The 20,231-nt window shown below is 65.2% G+C and carries 14 protein-coding genes and 7 tRNA genes; 14 read left to right on the forward strand and 7 right to left on the reverse strand.

Translation table 11 applies throughout. The features are described 5' to 3' along the window. Positions 1 to 685 precede the first annotated feature (685 nt). Positions 686 to 761, reverse strand: a tRNA-Asn gene (locus tag EWH21_RS10520). A gap of 217 nt (positions 762 to 978) precedes the next feature. Next, positions 979 to 2,175 (reverse strand): amino acid aminotransferase, encoded by a 1,197-nt coding sequence (locus tag EWH21_RS10525; RefSeq protein WP_134677803.1) that lies wholly within the window; start codon positions 2,173 to 2,175, stop codon positions 979 to 981. Between the two features lie 247 nt (positions 2,176 to 2,422). Between EWH21_RS10525 and uvrB the strand changes: the two genes are divergently transcribed. Beyond that, positions 2,423 to 4,438 carry an excinuclease ABC subunit UvrB gene (gene uvrB / locus EWH21_RS10530; protein WP_150609262.1) on the forward strand — a complete coding sequence of 672 codons (2,016 nt, stop codon included), beginning with the start codon at positions 2,423 to 2,425 and terminating at the stop codon, positions 4,436 to 4,438. A 246-nt stretch (positions 4,439 to 4,684) separates the two neighbouring features. Here uvrB and EWH21_RS10535 read toward each other — a convergent pair whose 3' ends face one another. Both EWH21_RS10535 and EWH21_RS10540 read right to left on the reverse strand, forming a co-directional pair. Then, complete coding sequence (locus EWH21_RS10535; RefSeq protein WP_277700605.1) at positions 4,685 to 6,178, reverse strand: MDR family MFS transporter; 1,494 nt, start codon at positions 6,176 to 6,178, stop codon at positions 4,685 to 4,687. A 49-nt stretch (positions 6,179 to 6,227) separates the two neighbouring features. Beyond that, positions 6,228 to 7,277 (reverse strand): HlyD family secretion protein, encoded by a 1,050-nt coding sequence (locus EWH21_RS10540; protein WP_277700461.1) that lies wholly within the window; start codon positions 7,275 to 7,277, stop codon positions 6,228 to 6,230. Between the two features lie 107 nt (positions 7,278 to 7,384). Between EWH21_RS10540 and EWH21_RS10545 the strand changes: the two genes are divergently transcribed. The 10 genes from EWH21_RS10545 to EWH21_RS10590 all read left to right on the forward strand — a co-directional run bounded on the left by EWH21_RS10545 (position 7,385) and on the right by EWH21_RS10590 (position 12,295). Next, positions 7,385 to 8,305 carry a LysR family transcriptional regulator gene (locus tag EWH21_RS10545; RefSeq protein WP_037054083.1) on the forward strand — a complete coding sequence of 307 codons (921 nt, stop codon included), beginning with the start codon at positions 7,385 to 7,387 and terminating at the stop codon, positions 8,303 to 8,305. Positions 8,306 to 8,340: 35 nt separating this feature from the next. Then, entirely contained in the window at positions 8,341 to 9,822 is a 1,482-nt protein-coding gene (gltX, locus tag EWH21_RS10550) for a glutamate--tRNA ligase (protein WP_277700462.1), read from the forward strand. A gap of 191 nt (positions 9,823 to 10,013) precedes the next feature. Beyond that, positions 10,014 to 10,089: transfer RNA gene (locus EWH21_RS10555), tRNA-Ala, on the forward strand. A 60-nt stretch (positions 10,090 to 10,149) separates the two neighbouring features. After that, positions 10,150 to 10,225 (forward strand) — tRNA-Glu (locus EWH21_RS10560). 49 nt (positions 10,226 to 10,274) lie between these two features. Beyond that, positions 10,275 to 10,350, forward strand: a tRNA-Ala gene (locus EWH21_RS10565). A 48-nt stretch (positions 10,351 to 10,398) separates the two neighbouring features. Continuing rightward, positions 10,399 to 10,474, forward strand: a tRNA-Glu gene (locus tag EWH21_RS10570). Positions 10,475 to 10,521: 47 nt separating this feature from the next. Beyond that, positions 10,522 to 10,597: transfer RNA gene (locus EWH21_RS10575), tRNA-Ala, on the forward strand. A gap of 48 nt (positions 10,598 to 10,645) precedes the next feature. Then, positions 10,646 to 10,721, forward strand: a tRNA-Glu gene (locus EWH21_RS10580). A gap of 171 nt (positions 10,722 to 10,892) precedes the next feature. Continuing rightward, on the forward strand, positions 10,893 to 11,432 hold the full coding sequence (locus EWH21_RS10585; protein ID WP_277700463.1) for a TetR/AcrR family transcriptional regulator: 540 nt from the start codon (positions 10,893 to 10,895) through the stop codon (positions 11,430 to 11,432). A gap of 23 nt (positions 11,433 to 11,455) precedes the next feature. After that, positions 11,456 to 12,295 carry an alpha/beta fold hydrolase gene (locus EWH21_RS10590; protein WP_037054430.1) on the forward strand — a complete coding sequence of 280 codons (840 nt, stop codon included), beginning with the start codon at positions 11,456 to 11,458 and terminating at the stop codon, positions 12,293 to 12,295. Here EWH21_RS10590 and EWH21_RS10595 read toward each other — a convergent pair. Beyond that, on the reverse strand, positions 12,265 to 14,127 hold the full coding sequence (locus tag EWH21_RS10595; RefSeq protein WP_277700464.1) for a diguanylate cyclase: 1,863 nt from the start codon (positions 14,125 to 14,127) through the stop codon (positions 12,265 to 12,267). The genes EWH21_RS10590 and EWH21_RS10595 overlap by 31 nt on opposite strands. A gap of 202 nt (positions 14,128 to 14,329) precedes the next feature. On the opposite strand from EWH21_RS10595, the gene EWH21_RS10600 reads away from it, so the two are divergent. Further along, a complete protein-coding gene (locus EWH21_RS10600; protein WP_037054427.1) occupies positions 14,330 to 14,779 on the forward strand; it encodes a thioesterase family protein in 450 nt (149 codons plus the stop codon). A gap of 7 nt (positions 14,780 to 14,786) precedes the next feature. Here EWH21_RS10600 and EWH21_RS10605 read toward each other — a convergent pair whose 3' ends face one another. Then, a complete protein-coding gene (locus EWH21_RS10605; protein WP_277700465.1) occupies positions 14,787 to 15,182 on the reverse strand; it encodes a hypothetical protein in 396 nt (131 codons plus the stop codon). A gap of 101 nt (positions 15,183 to 15,283) precedes the next feature. On the opposite strand from EWH21_RS10605, the gene EWH21_RS10610 reads away from it, so the two are divergent. Continuing rightward, complete coding sequence (locus tag EWH21_RS10610) at positions 15,284 to 16,249, forward strand: tRNA-dihydrouridine synthase (RefSeq protein WP_277700466.1); 966 nt, start codon at positions 15,284 to 15,286, stop codon at positions 16,247 to 16,249. 106 nt (positions 16,250 to 16,355) lie between these two features. After that, the gene (locus EWH21_RS10615; protein WP_277700467.1) at positions 16,356 to 16,805 is read left to right on the forward strand and encodes an Hsp20 family protein; all 450 of its coding nucleotides are present in this window, start codon (positions 16,356 to 16,358) and stop codon (positions 16,803 to 16,805) included. A gap of 57 nt (positions 16,806 to 16,862) precedes the next feature. On the opposite strand, the gene EWH21_RS10620 is transcribed toward EWH21_RS10615, so the two are convergent. Beyond that, positions 16,863 to 20,150, reverse strand: coding sequence for a PAS domain S-box protein (locus EWH21_RS10620; RefSeq protein ID WP_277700468.1), 3,288 nt, complete (start codon positions 20,148 to 20,150; stop codon positions 16,863 to 16,865). Between the last annotated feature and the right edge of the window lie 81 nt (positions 20,151 to 20,231).

A 20,231-nucleotide genomic window follows, 5' to 3' on the forward strand; every position in this document is an offset into this window, starting at 1 on the left:
CCGCGCTCGGTCACTTGCTTGACCGCTTCGATTTTGAATTCTTCGGGGTAACGCTGGTTGCTCATGGCACCTCCTGATGGGCCTCATTATGAGGCTTGGAGGTGTCTAAGAAATCAGGGGCGATTCAGAACGCGCTTCAGCGCGGCCCCGGAGGGTGAGCGAAGCGAATAACCTGGGACGCAGTCCCTGGTGAGAGTCCGGTAGGCAATAAAAAACCCAGCGCTAGGCTGGGTTCTTGAATTTGGCTCCGCGACCTGGACTCGACAGCGAAGCTGAACGCGCTTCAGCGCGGCCCCGAAGGGGTGAGCGAAGCAAATAACCTGGGACGCAGTCCCTGGTGAGAGTCTGCAGGCAATAAAAAACCCAGCACTAGGCTGGGCTCTTGAATTTGGCTCCGCGACCTGGACTCGACAGCGCAACTGAACGCGCTTCAGCGCGGCCCCGAAGGGGTGAGCGAAGCGAATAACCTGGGACGTAGTCCCTGGTGAGAGTCCGGCAGGCACAAAAAAGCCCCGGATCAACCGAGGCTTTTGAATTTGGCTCCGCGACCTGGACTCGACAGCGAAGCTGAACGCGCTTCAGCGCGGCCCCGAAGGGGTGAGTGAAGCGAATAACCTGGGACGCAGTCCCTGGTGAGAGTCCGGCAGGCACAAAAAAGCCCCGGATCAACCGAGGCTTTTGAATTTGGCTCCGCGACCTGGACTCGAACCAGGGACCCAATGATTAACAGTCATTTGCTCTACCGACTGAGCTATCGCGGAACAACGGTGCGTATGTTACTGATTAAAAAGGGGAAGTCAACACTTTGCTCTGGCTTCGGCTTCACTGCGATGTAGCCTGCGCCGCGCTGGTTCCGTGGGAGGGGCTTTAGCCGCGATGGCAGCCGATCGCGGCTGGAGCCGCTCCTGCGGATGTGGCTGTGGTGCATACAAAAACGCCGGCTTGCAAGCCGGCGTTTTTGCAGGTTACTGCCGAGGCTTAGAGTACGGCGTGAATCGCGCGGGTCACGCTGTCCAGGTTGCCGTGGTTCAGCGCAGCGACGCAGATGCGGCCGGTGCCGACGGCGTAGATGCCGAACTCGTTCTTCAGGCGTTCCACCTGCTCCACGGTCAGGCCGGAGTAGGAGAACATGCCGCGCTGCTCGGCGACGAAGCCGAAGTCACGTTTGGCGCCCAGCGCCGCCAGCTGCTCGACCATAGCCAGGCGCATGCTGCGGATGCGATCACGCATTTCGCCCAGTTCGGCTTCCCACATGGCGCGCAGTTCAGGGCTGTTGAGCACGTTGGCGACCACGGTGGCACCGTGGGTCGGCGGGTTGGAGTAGTTGGTGCGGATCACACGCTTGAGCTGCGACAGCACGCGAGTCGATTCCTCACGGCTGCTGGTGACCAGCGACAGGGCGCCGACGCGCTCGCCATACAGCGAGAACGACTTGGAGAAGGAGCTGGAGACGAAGAACTCCAGGCCCGACTCGGCGAACAGGCGCACGGCCTCGGCGTCCTGCTCGATGCCGTCACCGAAACCCTGGTAGGCGATATCGAGGAAGGGTACGTGCTCGCGCTCGCGCAGTACGTCCAGCACGGCTTTCCAGTCTTCCAGCTGCAGGTCGACGCCGGTCGGGTTGTGGCAGCAGGCGTGCAGTACGACGATGGAGCGGGCCGGCAGGTTGCGCAGGTCTTCGAGCATGCCGCCACGGTTCACGCCATTGCTGAACGGATCGTAGTAGCGGTAGTTCTGCACCGGGAACCCGGCGGACTCGAACAGCGCGCGGTGGTTTTCCCAGCTCGGATCGCTGATGGCGACAGTGGCATCCGGCAGCAGACGCTTGAGGAAGTCGGCGCCGATCTTCAGTGCGCCGGTGCCGCCCAGGGCCTGGGTGGTGATGACGCGGCCGTCCTCGATCAGGGCTGCGCCCTTGCCGAACAGCAGTTCCTGTACGGCCTTGTCGTAGGCTGCGATGCCTTCGATCGGCAGGTAGCCACGCGGGGCGTGGGCCTCGATGCGCGCCTTTTCGGCTTCTGCGACGGCGCGCAGCAGCGGAATTCGCCCCTCCTCGTTGTAGTAGACGCCTACGCCAAGGTTGACCTTGGTGGTGCGGGTGTCTGCGTTGAATGCTTCGTTGAGGCCCAGGATGGGATCGCGCGGAGCCATTTCGACGGCGGAGAAGAGACTCATGATGGGTGCGGCAGCTCGAGTGAGGGGTGGGTGGCCAGGCGTCCCCAACGAAAGCGCTAGGGAGCGCGTAAACGGGGCGTTAGTATAACGACCCTGAATCCAGGGGGCGACAGCGCAAAGCCCTGAATTAAGGCCTTTTGCCAGGTAATTCGACTCTACTTGGCGCTATTGCCAACTCGCCCCACAGTTCATGGCTTTTGACGCCGTCCGACGGGATGCGTCACAGCTAAATTTGTCGAGGTGCTGCATGTCCGATTTTCAATTGGTGACCCGCTTCAAGCCTGCCGGTGATCAGCCCGAGGCGATTCGGCAGATGGTCGAGGGGCTGGAGGCCGGCCTGTCGCACCAGACGCTGCTGGGGGTGACCGGTTCGGGCAAGACCTTCTCCATCGCCAACGTGATCGCCCAGGTGCAGCGGCCGACTCTGGTCCTGGCGCCGAACAAGACGCTGGCGGCGCAGCTCTATGGCGAGTTCAAGGCGTTCTTCCCGAACAATGCGGTGGAGTACTTCGTTTCCTACTACGACTACTACCAGCCGGAAGCCTATGTGCCGTCGTCGGACACCTTCATCGAGAAGGACGCCTCGATCAACGACCATATCGAGCAGATGCGCCTTTCGGCGACTAAGGCGCTTATCGAGCGCCAGGACGTCATCGTGGTCTGCACCGTGTCCTCGATCTACGGCCTGGGCAGCCCCGAGGAGTACCTGAAGATGGTGCTGCACCTCGACCGGGGCGACAAGATGGACCAGCGCGCCCTGTTGCGCCGGCTGGCCGAGCTGCAGTACACGCGCAACGACATGGATTTTGCCCGCGCCACCTTCCGGGTGCGTGGCGATGTGATCGACATCTTCCCGGCCGAATCGGATCTCGAGGCCATTCGCGTCGAGCTGTTCGACGATGAGGTGGAGAGCATCAGTGCCTTCGACCCGCTCACCGGCGAGGTGATCCAGAAGCTGCCGCGCTTCACCTTCTACCCCAAGAGCCACTACGTCACCCCGCGCGAAACGCTGCTGGAGGCCGTGGAGCACATCAAGGTCGAGCTGCAGCAGCGCCTGGAGTACCTGCGCGGCGCGAACAAGCTGGTCGAGGCGCAGCGCCTGGAGCAGCGCACCCGCTTCGACCTGGAGATGATCCTCGAGCTGGGCTACTGCAACGGTATCGAGAACTACTCGCGCTACCTGTCGGGGCGCCCGGCGGGTGCACCGCCGCCGACCCTGTACGACTACCTGCCGGACGAGGCGCTGCTGGTGATCGACGAATCCCACGTCTCGGTGCCGCAGGTCGGCGCCATGTACAAGGGTGACCGCTCGCGCAAGGAAACGCTGGTGGAGTACGGTTTCCGCCTGCCGTCGGCGCTGGACAACCGGCCGATGCGCTTCGAGGAGTGGGAGTCGGCCTGCCCGCAGACCATTTTCGTTTCCGCGACGCCCGGCCCCTATGAAGGCGAGCATGCCGGGCGCGTGGTGGAGCAGGTGGTGAGGCCGACCGGGCTGGTCGACCCCGAGGTCGAGGTGCGGCCAGCGCGTACCCAGGTCGACGACCTGCTGTCGGAGATTCGTCTGCGTGTGGCGACGGGCGATCGTGTGCTGGTCACCACCCTGACCAAGCGCATGGCGGAAGACCTGACCGACTACCTGGGCGATCACGACGTCAAGGTGCGCTACCTGCACTCGGACATCGACACGGTGGAGCGGGTGGAGATCATCCGTGACCTGCGCCTGGGCACCTTCGACGTGCTGGTGGGCATCAACCTGCTGCGTGAGGGCCTGGACATGCCCGAGGTGTCGCTGGTGGCGATTCTCGATGCGGACAAGGAGGGCTTCCTGCGCAGCGAACGCTCGCTAATCCAGACCATCGGCCGTGCGGCGCGTAACCTCAACGGCAAGGCCATTCTCTATGCCGACAACATGACGGGCTCGATGCAGCGCGCCATCGGCGAGACCGAGCGACGTCGCGCCAAGCAGATCGCCTTCAACGAGGCCAACGGCATCGTGCCCAGGGGCGTGCAGAAGGACGTCAAGGACATCCTCGAAGGCGCGGTGGTGCCGGGGGCGCGCAGCAACAAGCGCAAGGGCATGGCCAAGGCGGCGGAGGAGAGCGCGCGTTACGAGGCCGAGCTGCGCTCGCCGAGCGAGATCACCAAGCGCATTCGCCAGCTGGAAGAGAAGATGTACGCCCTGGCGCGCGACCTGGAGTTCGAGGCCGCGGCGCAGCTGCGTGACGAGATTCAGAAGTTGCGGGATCGGCTGTTGCAGGTCTGATCTCGGGCGGTCGCCCCCGGATTGCATCCGGGCTACGCCTCTGCGTGTCGCGTAGGGTGGATGACGCTCTTCTCATCCACCGTTGCGTGCGCAGGTGGTGGACGGATGGAGCGTCGTCCACCCTACGGCTGGGATCGCGGCTGAAGCCGCTCCTACGGGGGGGGTGGCGTAGGGTGGATCGCGCTTCATCGATCCACCGTGCCTGGTAGATGCAACAAGCGGCATCCACCCTGCGACGGGCGGGGCTCAATGCGCTGCGCCATCGCCTGCCATGTTCTGCGGCAGTTTTCGGGTCAGCAGAATCGCCAGCATGCTCACGGCTAGGGCAATGCCGATGAAGTGGAAGGCGTCGTTGTAGGCCATGATCGTCGCCTGTTCGTGGACGATCTGGCTCAGCCTGGCCAGCGCGGCCTGCTCGCTGCCCAGCGTCTGCGTCAGCAGTTGCAGGCGCTGTTCCACCTGCGGGTTGGTCGGCACGATGGATTCGCGCAGGTAATCGAAGTAGACCTTGGCGCGTGCGTCGAGCAGGGTGGCGAGCAGGGCGATGCCGATGGCGCCGCCGAGGTTGCGCAGGATGTTGAACAGGCTCGAGGCCGAGCCGGCGTCCTGCGGCAGGATGTAGGCCGTGGCGATCAGCGAGACGGTGACCATCACCAGTGGCTGGCCAAGCGCGCGCACGATCTGGATATGGTTGAACTGCGGGCCGGCGAAGTCCGGGTTGAGCACACCGGAAAAGAAGCTCGCCGCACCGAACAGGGCGAAGCCCAGGGCGCACAGCCATTTCGGCGAGATGATCTTCATCAGCTTGGGCACCAGCGGGATCAGGAACAGCTGCGGCACGCCCATCCACATGATCACTTCGCCGATCTGCATGGCGTTGTAGCCCTGGATCTGCGCCAGGTACAGCGGTAGCACGTAGATCGAACCGTACAGCCCCACGCCAAGCCCGACGCTGGAGATGCTCGCCAGGCCGAAATTGCGCTCGCGCAGGACGCCGAGGTTGATCAGCGGATTGGGGCGTGAGATCTGCAGGATGACGAACAGGATCAGGCTGACCAGCGCCACGCTGCCGAGGCCGACGATCAGCTGCGACTCCAGCCAGTCCTTGCGATGACCTTCTTCGAGAAACACCTGCAGGCAGCCCAGGCCCATGCCCAGGGTGACGATGCCGGCGTAGTCCGTGGTCTTCAGCAGTTCCCAGTGCGGCGCCTTCTTCTCCAGACCGTAGAGCAGGCCGGCGATCATGATCAGGCCGGGCGGCACGTTGATGTAGAAGATGTATTCCCAGCCCCAGTTCTCGGTCAGCCAGCCGCCAAGCGTGGGGCCGATGGAGGGCGCGAAGGTGGCGGTGATGGCGAACAGCGCCATGCCCTTGGCGCGGTGATGCTCGGGCAGCTTGATCAGCGTCATGGTGAACGCCAGCGGGATCAGTGCGCCACCGGTGAAGCCCTGCAGTGCGCGGAACACGATCATGCTCTCCAGGCTCCAGGCCATGGAGCAGAGCAGCGAGGCGATCAGGAAGCCCACCGAGACCCAGACGGCCAGGCGCCGTGCCGACAGCAGCTGCACCAGCCAGGCCGTCAGCGGGATCATGATGATCTCGGCCACCAGGTAGGAGGTGGAGATCCACGAGCCTTCCTCCAGGGTGGCGGACAGCGCGCCCTGGATGTCCTTCAGCGAGGAGTTGGTGATCTGGATGTCCAGCACCGCCATGAAGGCGCCGAGCATCGCGCTCATCACCGCGATCCAGTCGCGGCGACTGGGCTCCTCGGTGGGGCGGATCAGTGCATCACCCGCCATGGTGTTCGTCGCTGCGCAGGTCGATGGTGACTTCCACCGACATGCCGGGGCGGATCAGGCCGTGCAACGGGTTGTCGGCGGAGAAGGTCAGTTTGACCGGGATGCGCTGCACCACCTTGGTGAAGTTGCCGGTGGCGTTGTCGGGCGGCAGCAGGCTGAACTGGGCGCCGGAGGCGGCGAACAGGCTGTCGATGCGGCCCTCGACGGGGGTGTCGGGATAGCTGTCGAACAGCAGCTCGGCCTTCTGCCCCGGACGCATGCGGCCGATCTGGGTTTCCTTGAAGTTGGCCTGCACCCAGATGTCCTGATCGGGTACCAGCGAGAGCAGGTAGGCGCCGTTCTGTACCACCTGGCCTTCGCGGGCCGAGCGCTGGCCGACCATGCCGCTGATCGGCGCATGAATCTGTGTACGCGAGAGGTTGAGGTCGGCCTGTTCCAGATCGGCCTGGGCGGAAAGGATCAGGGCATCCAGGCGCTTGAGTTCGGCTTCGAGGCTGGCCACCTGCTGGCGCTGGGCCTGCAAGTCCGCCTGGGCCTTGGCCAGTTGCGAGCGGGCTACGCGGTTGTCGGCGGCCAGCGTGGTCACGCGTTCTTCGGAGACGTAGCCCGGCTTGCGCAGCGTCTGGGCGCGGCCAAGGTCGATCTGCGCGCGTTCCAGGGTGGCCTGGCTGGCGGCGACGTCGGCCTGGCTGGCGGCGATCAGGCTGCCTTGCTGGTCGAGCTTGCTCTGTGCCTGGGCGCGTTCGGCCTGGTGGGTCTCCAGGGCGGCGAGGGCGCGCTGGCGGGCCAGGCGGAAATCGCTGTTCTCCAGTTCGACCAGCAACTGGCCGGCTTCCACATGCTGATTGTCGCGCACCAGCACCTTTTCGATGCGCGCATTGAGCTGGCTGGAGACGCGGGTGATCTCACCCTGCACGTAGGCGTTGTCGGTGCTTTCCTGGTAGCGGCCGATCAACAGCCACTGGATGAGCAGGGCGCCGGCGATCAGCACCAGCAGGGTCACGAAGACGAGAAGACGGCGTTGCAGTTTGGCGGGCATGCGTGAGGCTCGGGAAGCGGCGGAGAAATGTAAGCGAATTTAACAGTGTTCCCTTTGCGCTAGTAGACTCTAGACTTGGCATGCTTTGTTGCTTATGAGGAACAATCATGGGGCTTGATGACGCACTGATCTTTACCCGAGTGGTGGAGTGCCACAGTTTCACCCAGGCGGCGACCAGCCTGGGCATGCAGAAGTCCACCGTGAGCCGGCGCATCGCCTTGCTCGAGGAGCGCCTCGGTGTGCGCTTGCTCAATCGCACCACGCGCAAGCTGCGTTTGACCGAGGTGGGGCAGGCCTACTACGAGCGCTGCCGGCAGATCATGCTCGACTTCGCCGAGGCCGAGCAGGCCGTCATGCAGTTGCAGCGTGAGCCGTCCGGATTGTTGCGCATCACCACGCCGATCGAGTTCGGTCAGTTGTTCCTCGGGCGAGTGCTGGGGGAGTTCATGCGCCAGTACCCGCAGATCAACGCCGAGGTAGAGCTGACCTCGCGCCTGGTCGACCCGCTGGAGGAGGGCGTGGACATCGCCATCCAGGTGGGGCAGCCGCAGGACTCGACCCTGATCGCGCGCAAACTGTTCGAGAGTGGCCGGCGCCTGTGCGCCAGTCCGTCCTATCTGGCCGCGCACGGCGTGCCGCGCAGCGTGGCCGAGCTGGAGGGGCATCGGGCGATCCTCCTGCAGCACGATGCGCCGCGTTACTGGCCGCTGCTGGGCGAGAACCTGCCCTGCCAGCGGGTGATGACCTGCAACAACATCACCTTCGCGCGTGAGGCGGCACTGGCGGGCGCCGGGATCTGCGGGTTGCCGGTCATGATCAGCGAGGAGGCGGTGCGCAGCGGGCGCCTGGTCGAGCTGCTGCCGGAGGCGCGCCTGCCGGTGGGCGAGGTCTACGCCATCTACCCGTCACGACGCTTCCAGGCCATGAAGGTCAAGACCTTCCTCGACTTCCTCATCGCCAGCTTGCCGATCACCCGTGGCGGGTCGCTGGAGCCGGGGGCGGCAGGCCTGATAACATCGCCCGCTTGATCAATACACCTCGTGTCTTCCTTCCGAGAGCATTCATGACCACCGTTCGTACCCGTATCGCGCCATCGCCGACCGGCGACCCCCATGTCGGCACCGCCTACATCGCATTGTTCAACCTGTGCTTCGCTCGCCAGCACGGTGGCCAGTTCATCCTGCGTATCGAAGACACCGACCAGATGCGTTCGACCCGCGAGTCCGAGCAGCAGATCTTCGACGCACTGCGCTGGCTGGGTATCGAGTGGGACGAGGGCCCGGACGTCGGTGGTCCGCACGGCCCGTACCGGCAGAGCGAGCGAGGCGAGATCTACAAGAAATATTCCGACGAGCTGGTCAGCAAGGGCCATGCCTTCCCGTGCTTCTGTTCCGCCGAGCGCCTCGATGAAGTGCGTGCGCAGCAGATGGCCAACAAGGAAACCCCGCGTTACGACGGCCACTGCATGCATCTGCAGCCTGCCGAGGCGCAAGCGCGCATCGCCGCCGGCGAGTCGCACGTGGTGCGCATGAAGGTGCCCGGCGAGGGTGTCTGCGTGGTGCCGGACATGCTGCGTGGCGATGTCGAGATCCCCTGGGATCGCATGGACATGCAGGTGCTGATGAAGGCCGATGGCCTGCCGACCTACTTCCTGGCCAACGTGGTCGACGACCACCTGATGGGCATCACCCACGTGCTGCGTGGCGAGGAGTGGCTGCCGTCGGCGCCCAAGCTGATCAAGCTGTACGAATACTTCGGCTGGGAGCAGCCGGCGCTGTGCTACATGCCGCTGCTGCGCAATCCGGACAAGAGCAAGCTGTCCAAGCGCAAGAACCCCACCAGCATCACCTTCTACGAGCGCATGGGCTACCTGCCGCAGGCCATGCTCAACTACCTGGGGCGCATGGGCTGGTCGATGCCGGACGAGCGCGAGAAGTTCTCCCTGGCCGAGATGATCGAACATTTCGACATCAACCGGGTGTCGCTCGGCGGGCCGATCTTCGACCTGGAGAAGCTGTCCTGGCTCAACGGCCAGTGGCTGCGTGAGCTGCCGGTGGAAACCTTCGCCGCCGAAGTGCAGAAGTGGGCGCTCAATCCCGAGTACCTGATGAAGATCGCGCCGCACGTGCAGGGCAGGGTGGAAACCTTCAGCCAGATCGCACCGCTGGCCGGCTTCTTCTTCTCCGGTGGCCTGAACCTCGACGCCAAGCTGTTCGAGCACAAGAAGCTGTCGCCTGACCAGGTTCGCCAGCTGATGCAGCTGATCCTGTGGAAGCTGGAGTCGCTGCGGCAGTGGGAGAAGGAGCGCATCACCGGCTGCATCCAGGCCGTGGTCGAGCACCTCGAGCTGAAGCTGCGCGATGCCATGCCGCTGATGTTCGCCGCCATCACCGGCCAGGCCAGCTCGGTGTCGGTGCTCGACGCCATGGAGATTCTCGGCCCGGACCTGACCCGCTTCCGCCTGCGCCAGGCCCTGGAGCTGCTCGGTGGCACCTCGAAGAAAGAGACCAAGGAGTGGGAGAAGCTGCTGGCGGCCATCAACTGAGTCGTGGCGCGAGCCTGTGGGGGTGTTGGCCGCGATGGACTCCGCTACCGTCGCCAGAGCGCCTGCCACGCTCGGTTTTACCCTGTGTGGGCTCTAAGTAGTTGTTCTAGTGGCAAAAACTTTGGGCCGGAAGGAAAAATGTTGTTGACAGGCAATCGGGGCGCTCTTAACATGCGCCCCGTCCTCGAGATGGGGCTATAGCTCAGCTGGGAGAGCGCTTGCATGGCATGCAAGAGGTCAACGGTTCGATCCCGTTTAGCTCCACCAATCTCGACTCCTTCGGGAGTGCCAGAATCGATGTGAGTCGATTCACGATCAGGGTCTTGCGTCCCCTTCGTCTAGTGGCCTAGGACACCGCCCTTTCACGGCGGTAACAGGGGTTCGAGTCCCCTAGGGGACGCCACTTTTTCCAGCCGCAACGCTCAGGCGTTGCAGCCAGACCGAAAGGTTTCGGGGCTATAGCTCAGCTGGGAGAGCGCTTGCATGGCATGCAAGAGGTCAACGGTTCGATCCCGTTTAGCTCCACCAAACACACGCAAGGCCAGCCAGGTGCTGGCCTTGTCGTTCGAAGGTTTTGTCCCCTTCGTCTAGTGGCCTAGGACACCGCCCTTTCACGGCGGTAACAGGGGTTCGAGTCCCCTAGGGGACGCCATTTTCCAGTCGCAACGCGCAGGTGTTGCGAGCCGACCGCAAGGTTTCGGGGCTATAGCTCAGCTGGGAGAGCGCTTGCATGGCATGCAAGAGGTCAACGGTTCGATCCCGTTTAGCTCCACCAATCACACTCAAGGCCAGCCTCGTGCTGGCCTTGTCGTTCGAAGGTTTCGTCCCCTTCGTCTAGTGGCCTAGGACACCGCCCTTTCACGGCGGTAACAGGGGTTCGAGTCCCCTAGGGGACGCCATTTTCTTGCCGCATTTGCGGAACCCAGGGGCTGCCTCTCACGAGGTGGCCCCTTTTTGTTTGCCTGCTCATTCCTGTCGCTGCCGCGAAGACGACCGATGGTCGTCGCGGCTGCTTGCAAGAAAAGATGATGACTGTAATATTGTGATCGTCATATAAAGGAGCCGCAGCCATGACCGAACGCAAGCACGAAACCCGCAAGCGCATTCTCGCGGCCGCTGGGCGAGTCCTTGCCGAGCGCGGCCCTGGCGACCCGGCCGTTGCCGAGGTGATGGCGGCGGCGGGGCTCACGGTGGGTGGCTTCTATGCACATTTCAGCAGCAAGGATGCGCTGATGCTGGAGGCGTTCAGGCAGTTGCTTGGTGTGCGCAGGGAACGCCTGGCTGGCGTCGATCAGCGCCTGGGCGGCAGGGAGCGCAGGGCGCTGCTGGCAGCCTTCTACCTGTCGCGTCGGCATCGCGATGAGCCCGCTGATCGCTGCCCGCTGCCCAGCACGCTGGCGGAGATCGAACGCCTGCCGGACGGCTTCCGTCTGGCCCTGGTCGAGCACGTGGAGCAGATGGTGGCGCAGATGAGCGCCACGCCGGAGGAGGCGGATACGGCGCTGGCTGACCTGGCGCTGATGGTGGGTGGTCTGGCGCTTGCCCGGGCATTGGGCGCCGGTGAGCTGTCCGACCGCTTGTTGCGTGCCGCCAAAGCGGCGGTGCTGTGAGATCGGCTTTCGAGGAGACGATGATGAACCAGATGACATGGGTACGTGGCGTCAATGCAGCTCTGGGGCGAGTGGCCCCGCAACTGCTCGCCAGCCGACTGCGCGAACGTTTCATGACACCGCGCAACCTGCCGCCGCGCGACTGGGAGCTGCCGTTGCTGAACAGCGCCGAGCGCATCACGCTGCGTTTCGGTCTCTCGGCCTTGCGCTGGGGCAGTGGGCCAACGGTGTTGCTGATGCATGGCTGGGAGGGGCGGCCGACCCAGTTCGCGCTGCTGATCCGTGGCCTGGTCGATGCCGGCTATGGTGTCGTGGCGCTGGATGCGCCCGCCCATGGGCGTTCACCGGGGCGTGAGGCGAATGTCGTGCTGTTTGCCCGCGCCTTGCTCGAGGCGGCCAGCGAGCTGCCGCCGTTGCAGGCGGTCATCGGCCATTCGATGGGCGGGGCCAGTGCGCTGCTGGCCATCCAGATGGGCCTGCGCACCGACGCGCTGGTCAGCATCGCGGCGCCGAGCCGGATTCTCGGCGTGCTGCGGGGCTTCGCCCATTTCATGGGCTTGCCTGCGGCGGCACGTGCGCATTTCGTGCGGCAGGTGGAAACCCATGCAGGCATTCCCGCTGCGCACCTCGACGTGCAGCGCTACCAGCTGAACGTTCCGGGACTGGTCGTGCACGCCGAGGACGATGCCATGGTGCCGGTCAGCGAGGCCGAGTTGATCCACCAGGCCTGGTTCGACAGTCAGCTGCTGCGCCTGCCGGCGGGTGGGCACCAGCGGCTGCTGGGGGATCCGGCGATCGTGCGGGCCGTGCTCGACCTGCTCGGCGAGGTGCGTCAGGCGTCGCTGAAGGCCGTGGCGTCGTAGCTGACCACGCGATTGCGCCCGGCTGCCTTGGCGCGATACAGCGCGCGGTCGGCCAGGTCCAGCCAGTGTTCGGCGCAGCCCGGTTCGCTGGGCACGCCGGCGTAGAGGCCGATGCTCAGGCTCAGCGGGATGTCCTGCTGCTGGTAGGGGCAGGGGTGCTGGGCCAGGTCCTCGCGCAACTGCTCGGCCAGGTCCAGGGCGCCCGTCAGGTCGGTGTTGTCGAGCAGGGCGACGAACTCCTCGCCGCCGAAACGGGCCAGCAGGTCGCTGCTGCGCAGGCGCTGCTGGAAGCGCTCGGCTGCATGACGCAGGCAGGCATCGCCGGCGAGATGGCCATAACGGTCATTGACCTGCTTGAAGTGATCCAGATCCAGCATCAGCACGGCGATCGATTGCCGGCTGCGCTCGGCGCGGGCGTAGGCGCGCACCAGTTCCTCGTTCAGGGTCTGGCGATTGAACAGGCCGGTGAGGCCGTCGCGGCGATTCTGTTCGGCCAGGCGCAGGTTGGCCCTCGAGAGCTGCTGCAGGGTGTCCTGAAGGGTGGCGGTGCGCTCCTGCACATGCTGATCCAGGCTCTCGCTGATCTTCGTCTGCAGCTCCAGGTGCTTGGCCTGTTCGTTGCGCAGGCGACGTTCCTGGTCGATCAGCCTGGCCTGGGCTGTGCGCTCGGCCTCCTGGGCCTGGCGAATGCGTGCGGCGAGGGCGACGGAGAATACCGTCATCTCGATCAGGCCGCCGATCTGCTGGATGTGCAGGGTGAGCAAGGAGTAGGGCAGCAGGCCGGTGCCGGTCAGAATGCTGGCGAGGCTGGCGCTGATCAGCACGAACCAGCCCAGGGCGAACAGGCGCGCCGCGGCAAAGCCGGCACGCCAGCGCAGCAGGGTGATCACGAAGGCCGCTATCGCGCAGGCAGCCACTATGACGAAGCTGCCCATCAGGGCCGGGGTGTAGGGGCCGAACAGGGCCATGCCCAGAACCAGCCAGGTGCAGGCCTTGAGGATGCTGGTTGTCCGGCGATAGGCCTTTGGCGCCTTGTCCAGCTCCAGCACGCCGTAGGTGAACTGGATGCCGAACAGCGTGGCCAGCGCGGAGGCGAACGGAAAGCTCAGCTGGTGCCAGGTCAGGGCATTGGGCCAGAGCCACTGCAGTGCGAAGCCCAGCTGGATGAATTGGTAGAAGCCGAAACTGGCGACGAACAGGCTGTACCAGAGGTAGTTGCGATCACGGGTGATGCCGAAGATGCTCAGGTTGTAGATGAACATCGCGATCAGTGCGCCGAAGAACAGGCCCTGCAGCAGCAGGCTGCGCTGTTCCTGGTGGTCGAAGGCGTCGCGGGTCATCAGGCTGGCGCTGAGGTTGGCCGAGCCCGCAGTCTGCATGCGCAGCCAGATGCGGCGCTTTTCGCCGGGGCCGACCTGCAGCGGCAGCAGCAGCTGGCGATGCTCGACCCAGCGCCAGTCGAACGGGCGCTGGTCGCCGGCACGGTAGATACGCGTGCCGTCCAGGCCGTAGGCATCCAGCTGATCGAGCAGCGGGTTGCCGACCAGCAGCACCCAGCCGAGCGAGCGCGGGTGGGGGTTGTGAACGTCCAGTCGCAGCCAGTAGGCGCTGCCGCCGTAACCGAAGCTGGCGTCGCGCCGGCCGACCTCCTGCCAGGCCGAGTCGGGCAGGTTGCGCACGTCGGTGAAGTCGGCGCTGCCGCTCGGGTCCTTCCAGTACTGCAGGTAGGGGCCGGGCAGGACCTGCGCCTGGCCGATCGGCAGCGGCAGGCTGCCCGCCCAGGACAGGGCTGGCAGCAGCAGAAGCATCAGTAGGCGCAGGGCGGCAGTCAATTGCTCGTTCTCGGCTCTCGGGCACTTGCGCGGCATTATGGCGCTTTGAGATGACGCGATGAAAGCTCGGCCCTGCACGGACCGGCGTTGCGGCGTATCATGCGGGCGTCGAGTCGCGGCTGATGGCGTCGCCAGGCGTGCGAACCGGCGCTCGGCATCAATCCCCGTCCGCAGCCTCTGCGGCAAGCCTGGAGACAAGACCATGACCTGGGACCTGCCCAGCCCCTTTCTGATCGATATCGATGTCACGGCTGACGATATCGATGGGCTCGGACATGCCAACAACGCGGTGTACGTCAGTTGGCTGGAGCGCTGTGCCTGGCGCCACTCGCAGTTCCTCGGGCTGGATCTGGTGGAGTATCGGCGCCTGGACCGCGCCATGGCGGTCGTCCGGCACGAGATCGACTACCTGGCCAGTGCCTATGAGGGGCAGCGTCTGCAGATGGCGACCTGGATCGTCGAATCCGATCAGCGCCTGAAGATGGATCGGCGTTTCCAGCTGCTGCGTCCCGAGGACGGTACGACACTGCTGCGGGCCAAGACCACCTTCGTCTGCATCGAGCTGTCCAGTGGCCGCCCCAAGCGCATGCCGGTGGAGTTCGTCGAGGGCTATGGCCAGGCGCTGTTGCAGCCTTATCCGCTGGAGCTGTGACTCGCCCTCAGTTGAACAGCGGGGCGAGAAACACCTGCTCCGATTTCACCACGATGGCGAAATGCCGGGTTTCACCCGGGCCCAGCACTATCGACTGGGCCGCTCCAGGGCCGCGGCCGCCGCAGTAGCCATCGGGCGACATGGCCACGGCGATGCTCAGTTCGCCGCTGGGCAGGTCCAGGCTGGTGCGCTTGTCCGGGCCGAGCTTCGCCACCACCTGCTGATTGACGTACAGCTCCACATTGCAGGCGTTCGGTGCGTTGTTGTCGCGACTGAAGATCAGGCGGGCCGGCGCACCGACGGCAGGGGCAGGGGGGCGATGTTCGACGCCGCGTGGCAGGGTGTCGCTGGCATGGGCCCCCAGGCACAGCAGGCCGAGCAGAACGAGTGCGGTATGACGCATGGCGGCAGCTCCGTGTGGCTATCCATGCGATCAGTGTCGCCCATCTTGCGCACGGCGCGCGACCCCTTAAACTGTGCGCCCCATTTTCCCCGGACAACCTCATGCAAATCGCCCTGGCACCCATGGAGGGGCTGGTCGACGAGATCCTGCGCGACGTACTGACCCGCATCGGCGGCATCGACTGGTGCGTCACCGAGTTCATTCGCGTCAGCGAACGGCTGCTGCCGGCCGCCACCTACCACAAGCTGGCCCCCGAGCTGTTCGGCGGTGCGCGCACCCGGGCCGGCACGCCGATGCGCGTGCAGTTTCTCGGCTCCGATCCTCAGTGCCTGGCCGATAACGCGGCATTCGCCTGCACCCTGGGCGCGCCGGTGATCGACCTCAACTTCGGTTGCCCGGCCAAGACCGTGAACAAGTCGCGGGGTGGGGCGGTGCTGCTCAAGGAGCCGGAGCTGCTGCATGCCATCGTCCGTGAGGTGCGGCGCACGGTGCCGGCCGAGATTCCGGTCACGGCCAAGATGCGCCTGGGGTTCGAGGGCAAGGAAGGTGCGCTCGATTGCGCGCGGGCGCTGGCCGAAGGTGGGGCGAGCCAGATCGTGGTGCATGCGCGGACCAAGGTCGAGGGCTACAAGCCGCCGGCGCACTGGGAGTGGGTGGCGCGGGTGCAGGAGGTGGTCGGCGTTCCGGTGTTCGCCAACGGCGAGGTGTGGACCCTGGATGACTGGCGGCGCTGCCGCGAGATCAGTGGGGTGGACGACATCATGCTGGGCCGCGGACTGGTCTCGCGGCCGGGCCTGGCGCGGCAGATCGCGGCGCTCAGGGCTGGTGAGGAGCCGCAGGAAATGGGCTGGGCCGAACTGCAGCCGCTGCTGCTGGATTTCTGGCAGCAGGCCCGGCGCAAGCTGGCGCCGCGTTACGCGCCGGGGCGCCTGAAGCAGTGGCTGGCGATGCTGACCCGCACCTACCCCGAGGCCGTCGCGCTGTTCGCCGAGGTCCGCCGCGAGCAGGACTGCGAGCGCATCGACCGCCTGCTCGGGGCTGCAGCTGTGGATGCGAACATGGCTTGACAGGGAAAGCCTTGAAATTTTTCCGGGTGGCCTCAGATAAGTGACTGCGGGATGCCGAAGTCGGGTCCCGCGCTATGACACTTGCTGAATCATCAGGAGAATACTCATGAGCAACGTACTGTCCCTGGCCCCCCTGTTCCGCCAGTCCGTCGGTTTCGACCGTTTCAACGATCTTTTCGAATCTGCCCTGCGTAGCAACGACGCTGGCAGCTCCTACCCTCCCTACAACGTCGAGAAGCACGGCGAGGACCACTACCGCATCGTGGTCGCGGCTGCCGGTTTCGAGGAGGACGACCTGGAACTGCAGGTCGAGCGTGGCGTGCTGACCGTGGTCGGCAACAAGCGTGATCGCAGCGCGGAAAGCGTCAGCTACCTGCACCAGGGCATCGCCCAGCGCGCATTCAAGCTGTCGTTCCGCCTGGCCGACCATATCGAGGTCAAGGGCGCCAATCTGGTCAACGGCCTGCTCAACGTCGAGCTGGAGCGCATCGTGCCGGAAGAGGCCAAGGCCAAGCGCATCCCGATCGGCAACCAGCGCCCGGCACTGGAAAGCTGATCCCCGTTCATGCTGCGAAAGGAAGGCGCCCACTGGGCGCCTTCTGCGTTTCAGGGGTCAGTGACCCTGTGCCTGCAAGAGCTGACGAAAGGCGTCCTGGGGCAGCGGCTTGCTGAACAGGTAGCCCTGATAGAGGTGGCAGCCCAGGGCCTGGAGGAAGTCCAGCTGTTCCTGCTGTTCGACGCCCTCGGCGATCAGTTCCAGGTCCAGGCTGCGGGCCATGGCGATGATGGCGCGGATGATCTCGGCATCGTTGGGGTCGCTGGTGGCGTCGCGCACGAACGACTGGTCGATCTTCAGCATGTCCACCGGCAGGCGCTTGAGGTAGGTCAGCGAGCTGTAGCCGGTGCCGAAGTCGTCCATGGCGAAGCTGACGCCGTGCTTCTTCAGCCGCAGCATCTTGCCCACGGTATCGTCGATGTTCTGGATGACGATGCCCTCGGTCACCTCCAGCTTGAGCATGGCGTTCGGCAGCCGGCTGTCCTTCAGGCTCTTGGCGACCCGCTCGACGAACTCGTGCTGGCGGAACTGGCGCGGGCTGATGTTGACGCACAGGCTGAAGCGCTCGCTGTCGATCAGCCCGTCGACCAGCAGCTGGGAGCAGAAGTGGCAGGCTTCGGCGAGCACCCAGCTGCCGACCTCGATGATCAGGCCGCTCTCTTCCAGAACCTGGATGAACTGCGCCGGTGACTGCGGGCCCAGCTGCGGATGCTGCCAGCGCAGCAGGGCCTCGGCGCCGACCACCTTGCCGTCGCGGGCGTCGACCTGGGGCTGGAAGTGCAGCTCGAACTCCCCGCGCGCCAGGGCCAGGCGCAAATCGTTCTCCAGGCGCAGGCGGGCGCTGGCGGCTTCCTGCATGGTGGAGCGAAAGAGCTGGATGGCGTTGCGCCCGGAGTCCTTGGCGCGGTAGAGGGCGATGTCGGCGCGCTTGAGCAGGTCCGCCGGGGTGTTGCCGTGGTCGGGAATCAGGGCGACGCCGATGCTCGGGGTCACCTGCAGGCGATGGCCGTCCAGCAGCATCGGCTCCGCCAGCAGTTGCCGCAGCTTTTCCGCGACCTGGCGCACCTGGCGGGTCACCTCGGAGCGTTTCCCTTCCAGGCCCGAGAGCAGCACCACGAATTCGTCGCCGCCGAGCCGCGCCACGGTGTCTTCCAGGCGCACGCTGGCTTCCAGGCGCGCAGTGACCAGGCGCAGCACGGCGTCGCCCACCGGGTGGCCGAGCGAGTCGTTGATGTGCTTGAAGTGGTCGAGGTCGAGAAACAGCAGGGCACCGCGCAGATCGTGGCGCTTGAGCAGGGAAATCTGCTGGGTCAGGCGGTCCATCAGCAGGGCGCGATTGGGCAGGTTGGTCAGTGCGTCGTGATACGCCAGGTGCTGGACCTGCGCCTGGGCCTGCTTGAGCTCGCTGATGTCGCGGGCGGTGAGCAGTAGGCAGGTCACGCCGTTGAGTTCGATGGTCTGCACGGACACGTCGACCAGGCGCACTTCGCCGTCGCGGTGGCGGCCATGCATTTCCATGTGCAGGACATGGCCATGCTGGGTCAGGTGCTCGATCATCCGCGCACGTTCATCGGGATAGGCCCAGATGTTCAGGTCGTGCGAGGTGCGGCCGATCACTTCCGCGTTCTGGTAGCCGGTGATGCGCGAGAAGCCTTCGTTGACCTCGATGTAGCGGCCGCTGTCGCGCTCGGTGATGGTGATGGCATCCGGGCTGGAGTGGAAGGCTTTGGCGAACTTCTCCTCCGAGGCCCTGACGCGCTGCTCGTGCACGACCCGTTCGCTGATGTCCACCAGTGTGCCGACCATGCGCAGCGGCTGCCCTTGCTCGTCGAGCTGCAGCTTGGCCGTGCTCTCCAGGAAACGCAGGCCGCCATCTTTCAGTTGTACCCGGTAGGTGACCTGGTAGTGGTTGCGGCCTTCCTCGACCAGTTGCTGGTAGCTCTGCCGCAGGCTGTGCCGGTCGGCCATCGGTACCTGGCGGAAGAAGTCCAGGAAGGCGCCTTCGAACGGTGTTGCCGACAAGCCCTGCAGCTCCGCGGCCCTGGCACTGGCGAACAGGCGGCTGCTGGGGATGTGCCAGTCCCAGGTGCCCAGATCGGCGGATTCCAGCGCCAGTTTCAGGCGCTGCTTGCTCTCCTGCAGCGCCTGCTCCTGGGCGCGCTGCCTGGTGATGTTGCGCACGGTGAGCACCAGGCATTCGACACCGTCCAGTTCGATGACGCCGCCGAACAGCAGGTTGATGCTGACGCTGCCGTCGCGGCTGAACAGGCGTACCTCGACGTTGTTCAGGCTGCCGGCCTCGAGCGCCTCGAGCATCCGCTGGCGGTCATTGGGGTCGGCCCAGACACCCAGCTCCAGCGAGGTACGGCCCACCGCCTCGACGCTGCTCCAGCCGAACTGCTGCTCGAAACTGCGATTGACTTCGATGAAGCGGCCGGTCGCGCGCTCGGTGATGGCGACTGCGTCCGGCGTGTGCATGAAGGCCTTGGCGAATTTTTCCTCGCTGGCGCGCAGGGCGTTCTCCGCGCGCTTGCGTTCGCTGGTGTCGAGGAAGGTGCAGAGCATCAGGCGCTCGCCCTGCAGTTCGATGTACTGGCTCGAGAGGATGCCGTCGAGGATCTCGCCGCTTCGGGTACGCAGCTGCACTTCCTGGATCACGGGGTCCTGGCTGACAGGGGCCTGCTGGCGCAGGTGGTCGCGCTGTGCGTGATGCACCCAGATATTCAGGTCGGCGGTGGGGCGGCCGAGCACCTCGCTCGCGCCCCAGCCAAAGGCCTGGGTGAAGTGCTGGTTGACCTCGACGATCTCGCTGTCGTCGTAGCGCACCAGCATCATGATGTCGGGACTCAGGCGGAACAGGCTGGCGAAGCGTTCTTCCGAGGCGCGCAGCGCTTCCGCGCGTTCCTGCTGGGCGCTGATGTCGCGGATCACGCCGAACATGCGCGGGCGGCCATCGGCCTCGTGTTGCAGGCTGCCGGTGATCTCCAGCCAGTGCAGGCTGCCATCGGGCCAGCGTATGCGGTGGCGCAGGGCCTTGCTGATCGGCTCGCCCTTGAGGATGTTGTGGAAGGTCGCCAGGACCTCGGCGCGCTCCTCCTCGGGGATCAGCTCGATGTAGCGCAGCTCGCGGGTGACCGGGCGGTTGGGGTCCAGGCCGAACAGGGCCTGTGCGCCACGCGACCAGTTCACCTGGCCGCTGCGAATGTCCCAGTACCAGGTGCCGAGGTGGGCGCCGTTCAGCGCGGCCAGCAAGCGTTGCGCATCCTGCCAGGCCTGCTCGAATTCGACGGGGTCCATCGCCGGAATGTGCGGCAGGGGCGGTGTCTGGTCAGTCGATCTGGCCATGGCCGAACCCTCCTCTGGTGAGCGTGAGAAGCATGGCGGGCGTCGAAGGCATTTGGCTTCCTGCGTAGTGGTCTATCGCCA

The organism is Pseudomonas sp. REST10 (genome assembly GCF_029542605.1).
Lineage (GTDB): Bacteria > Pseudomonadota > Gammaproteobacteria > Pseudomonadales > Pseudomonadaceae > Aquipseudomonas > Aquipseudomonas khazarica.

Bases quoted from the DNA above. Each gene is read 5' to 3' on its own strand.
- EWH21_RS10525 (WP_134677803.1), bottom strand. From the start codon at position 2,175: ATGAGTCTCTTCTCCGCCGTCGAAATGGCTCCGCGCGATCCCATCCTG.
- uvrB (WP_150609262.1), top strand. From the start codon at position 2,423: ATGTCCGATTTTCAATTGGTGACCCGCTTCAAGCCTGCCGGTGATCAG.
- EWH21_RS10540 (WP_277700461.1), bottom strand. From the start codon at position 7,277: ATGCCCGCCAAACTGCAACGCCGTCTTCTCGTCTTCGTGACCCTGCTG.
- EWH21_RS10545 (WP_037054083.1), top strand. From the start codon at position 7,385: ATGGGGCTTGATGACGCACTGATCTTTACCCGAGTGGTGGAGTGCCAC.
- gltX (WP_277700462.1), top strand. From the start codon at position 8,341: ATGACCACCGTTCGTACCCGTATCGCGCCATCGCCGACCGGCGACCCC.
- EWH21_RS10585 (WP_277700463.1), top strand. From the start codon at position 10,893: ATGACCGAACGCAAGCACGAAACCCGCAAGCGCATTCTCGCGGCCGCT.
- EWH21_RS10590 (WP_037054430.1), top strand. From the start codon at position 11,456: ATGAACCAGATGACATGGGTACGTGGCGTCAATGCAGCTCTGGGGCGA.
- EWH21_RS10600 (WP_037054427.1), top strand. From the start codon at position 14,330: ATGACCTGGGACCTGCCCAGCCCCTTTCTGATCGATATCGATGTCACG.
- EWH21_RS10605 (WP_277700465.1), bottom strand. From the start codon at position 15,182: ATGCGTCATACCGCACTCGTTCTGCTCGGCCTGCTGTGCCTGGGGGCC.
- EWH21_RS10610 (WP_277700466.1), top strand. From the start codon at position 15,284: ATGCAAATCGCCCTGGCACCCATGGAGGGGCTGGTCGACGAGATCCTG.
- EWH21_RS10615 (WP_277700467.1), top strand. From the start codon at position 16,356: ATGAGCAACGTACTGTCCCTGGCCCCCCTGTTCCGCCAGTCCGTCGGT.
- EWH21_RS10620 (WP_277700468.1), bottom strand. From the start codon at position 20,150: ATGGCCAGATCGACTGACCAGACACCGCCCCTGCCGCACATTCCGGCG.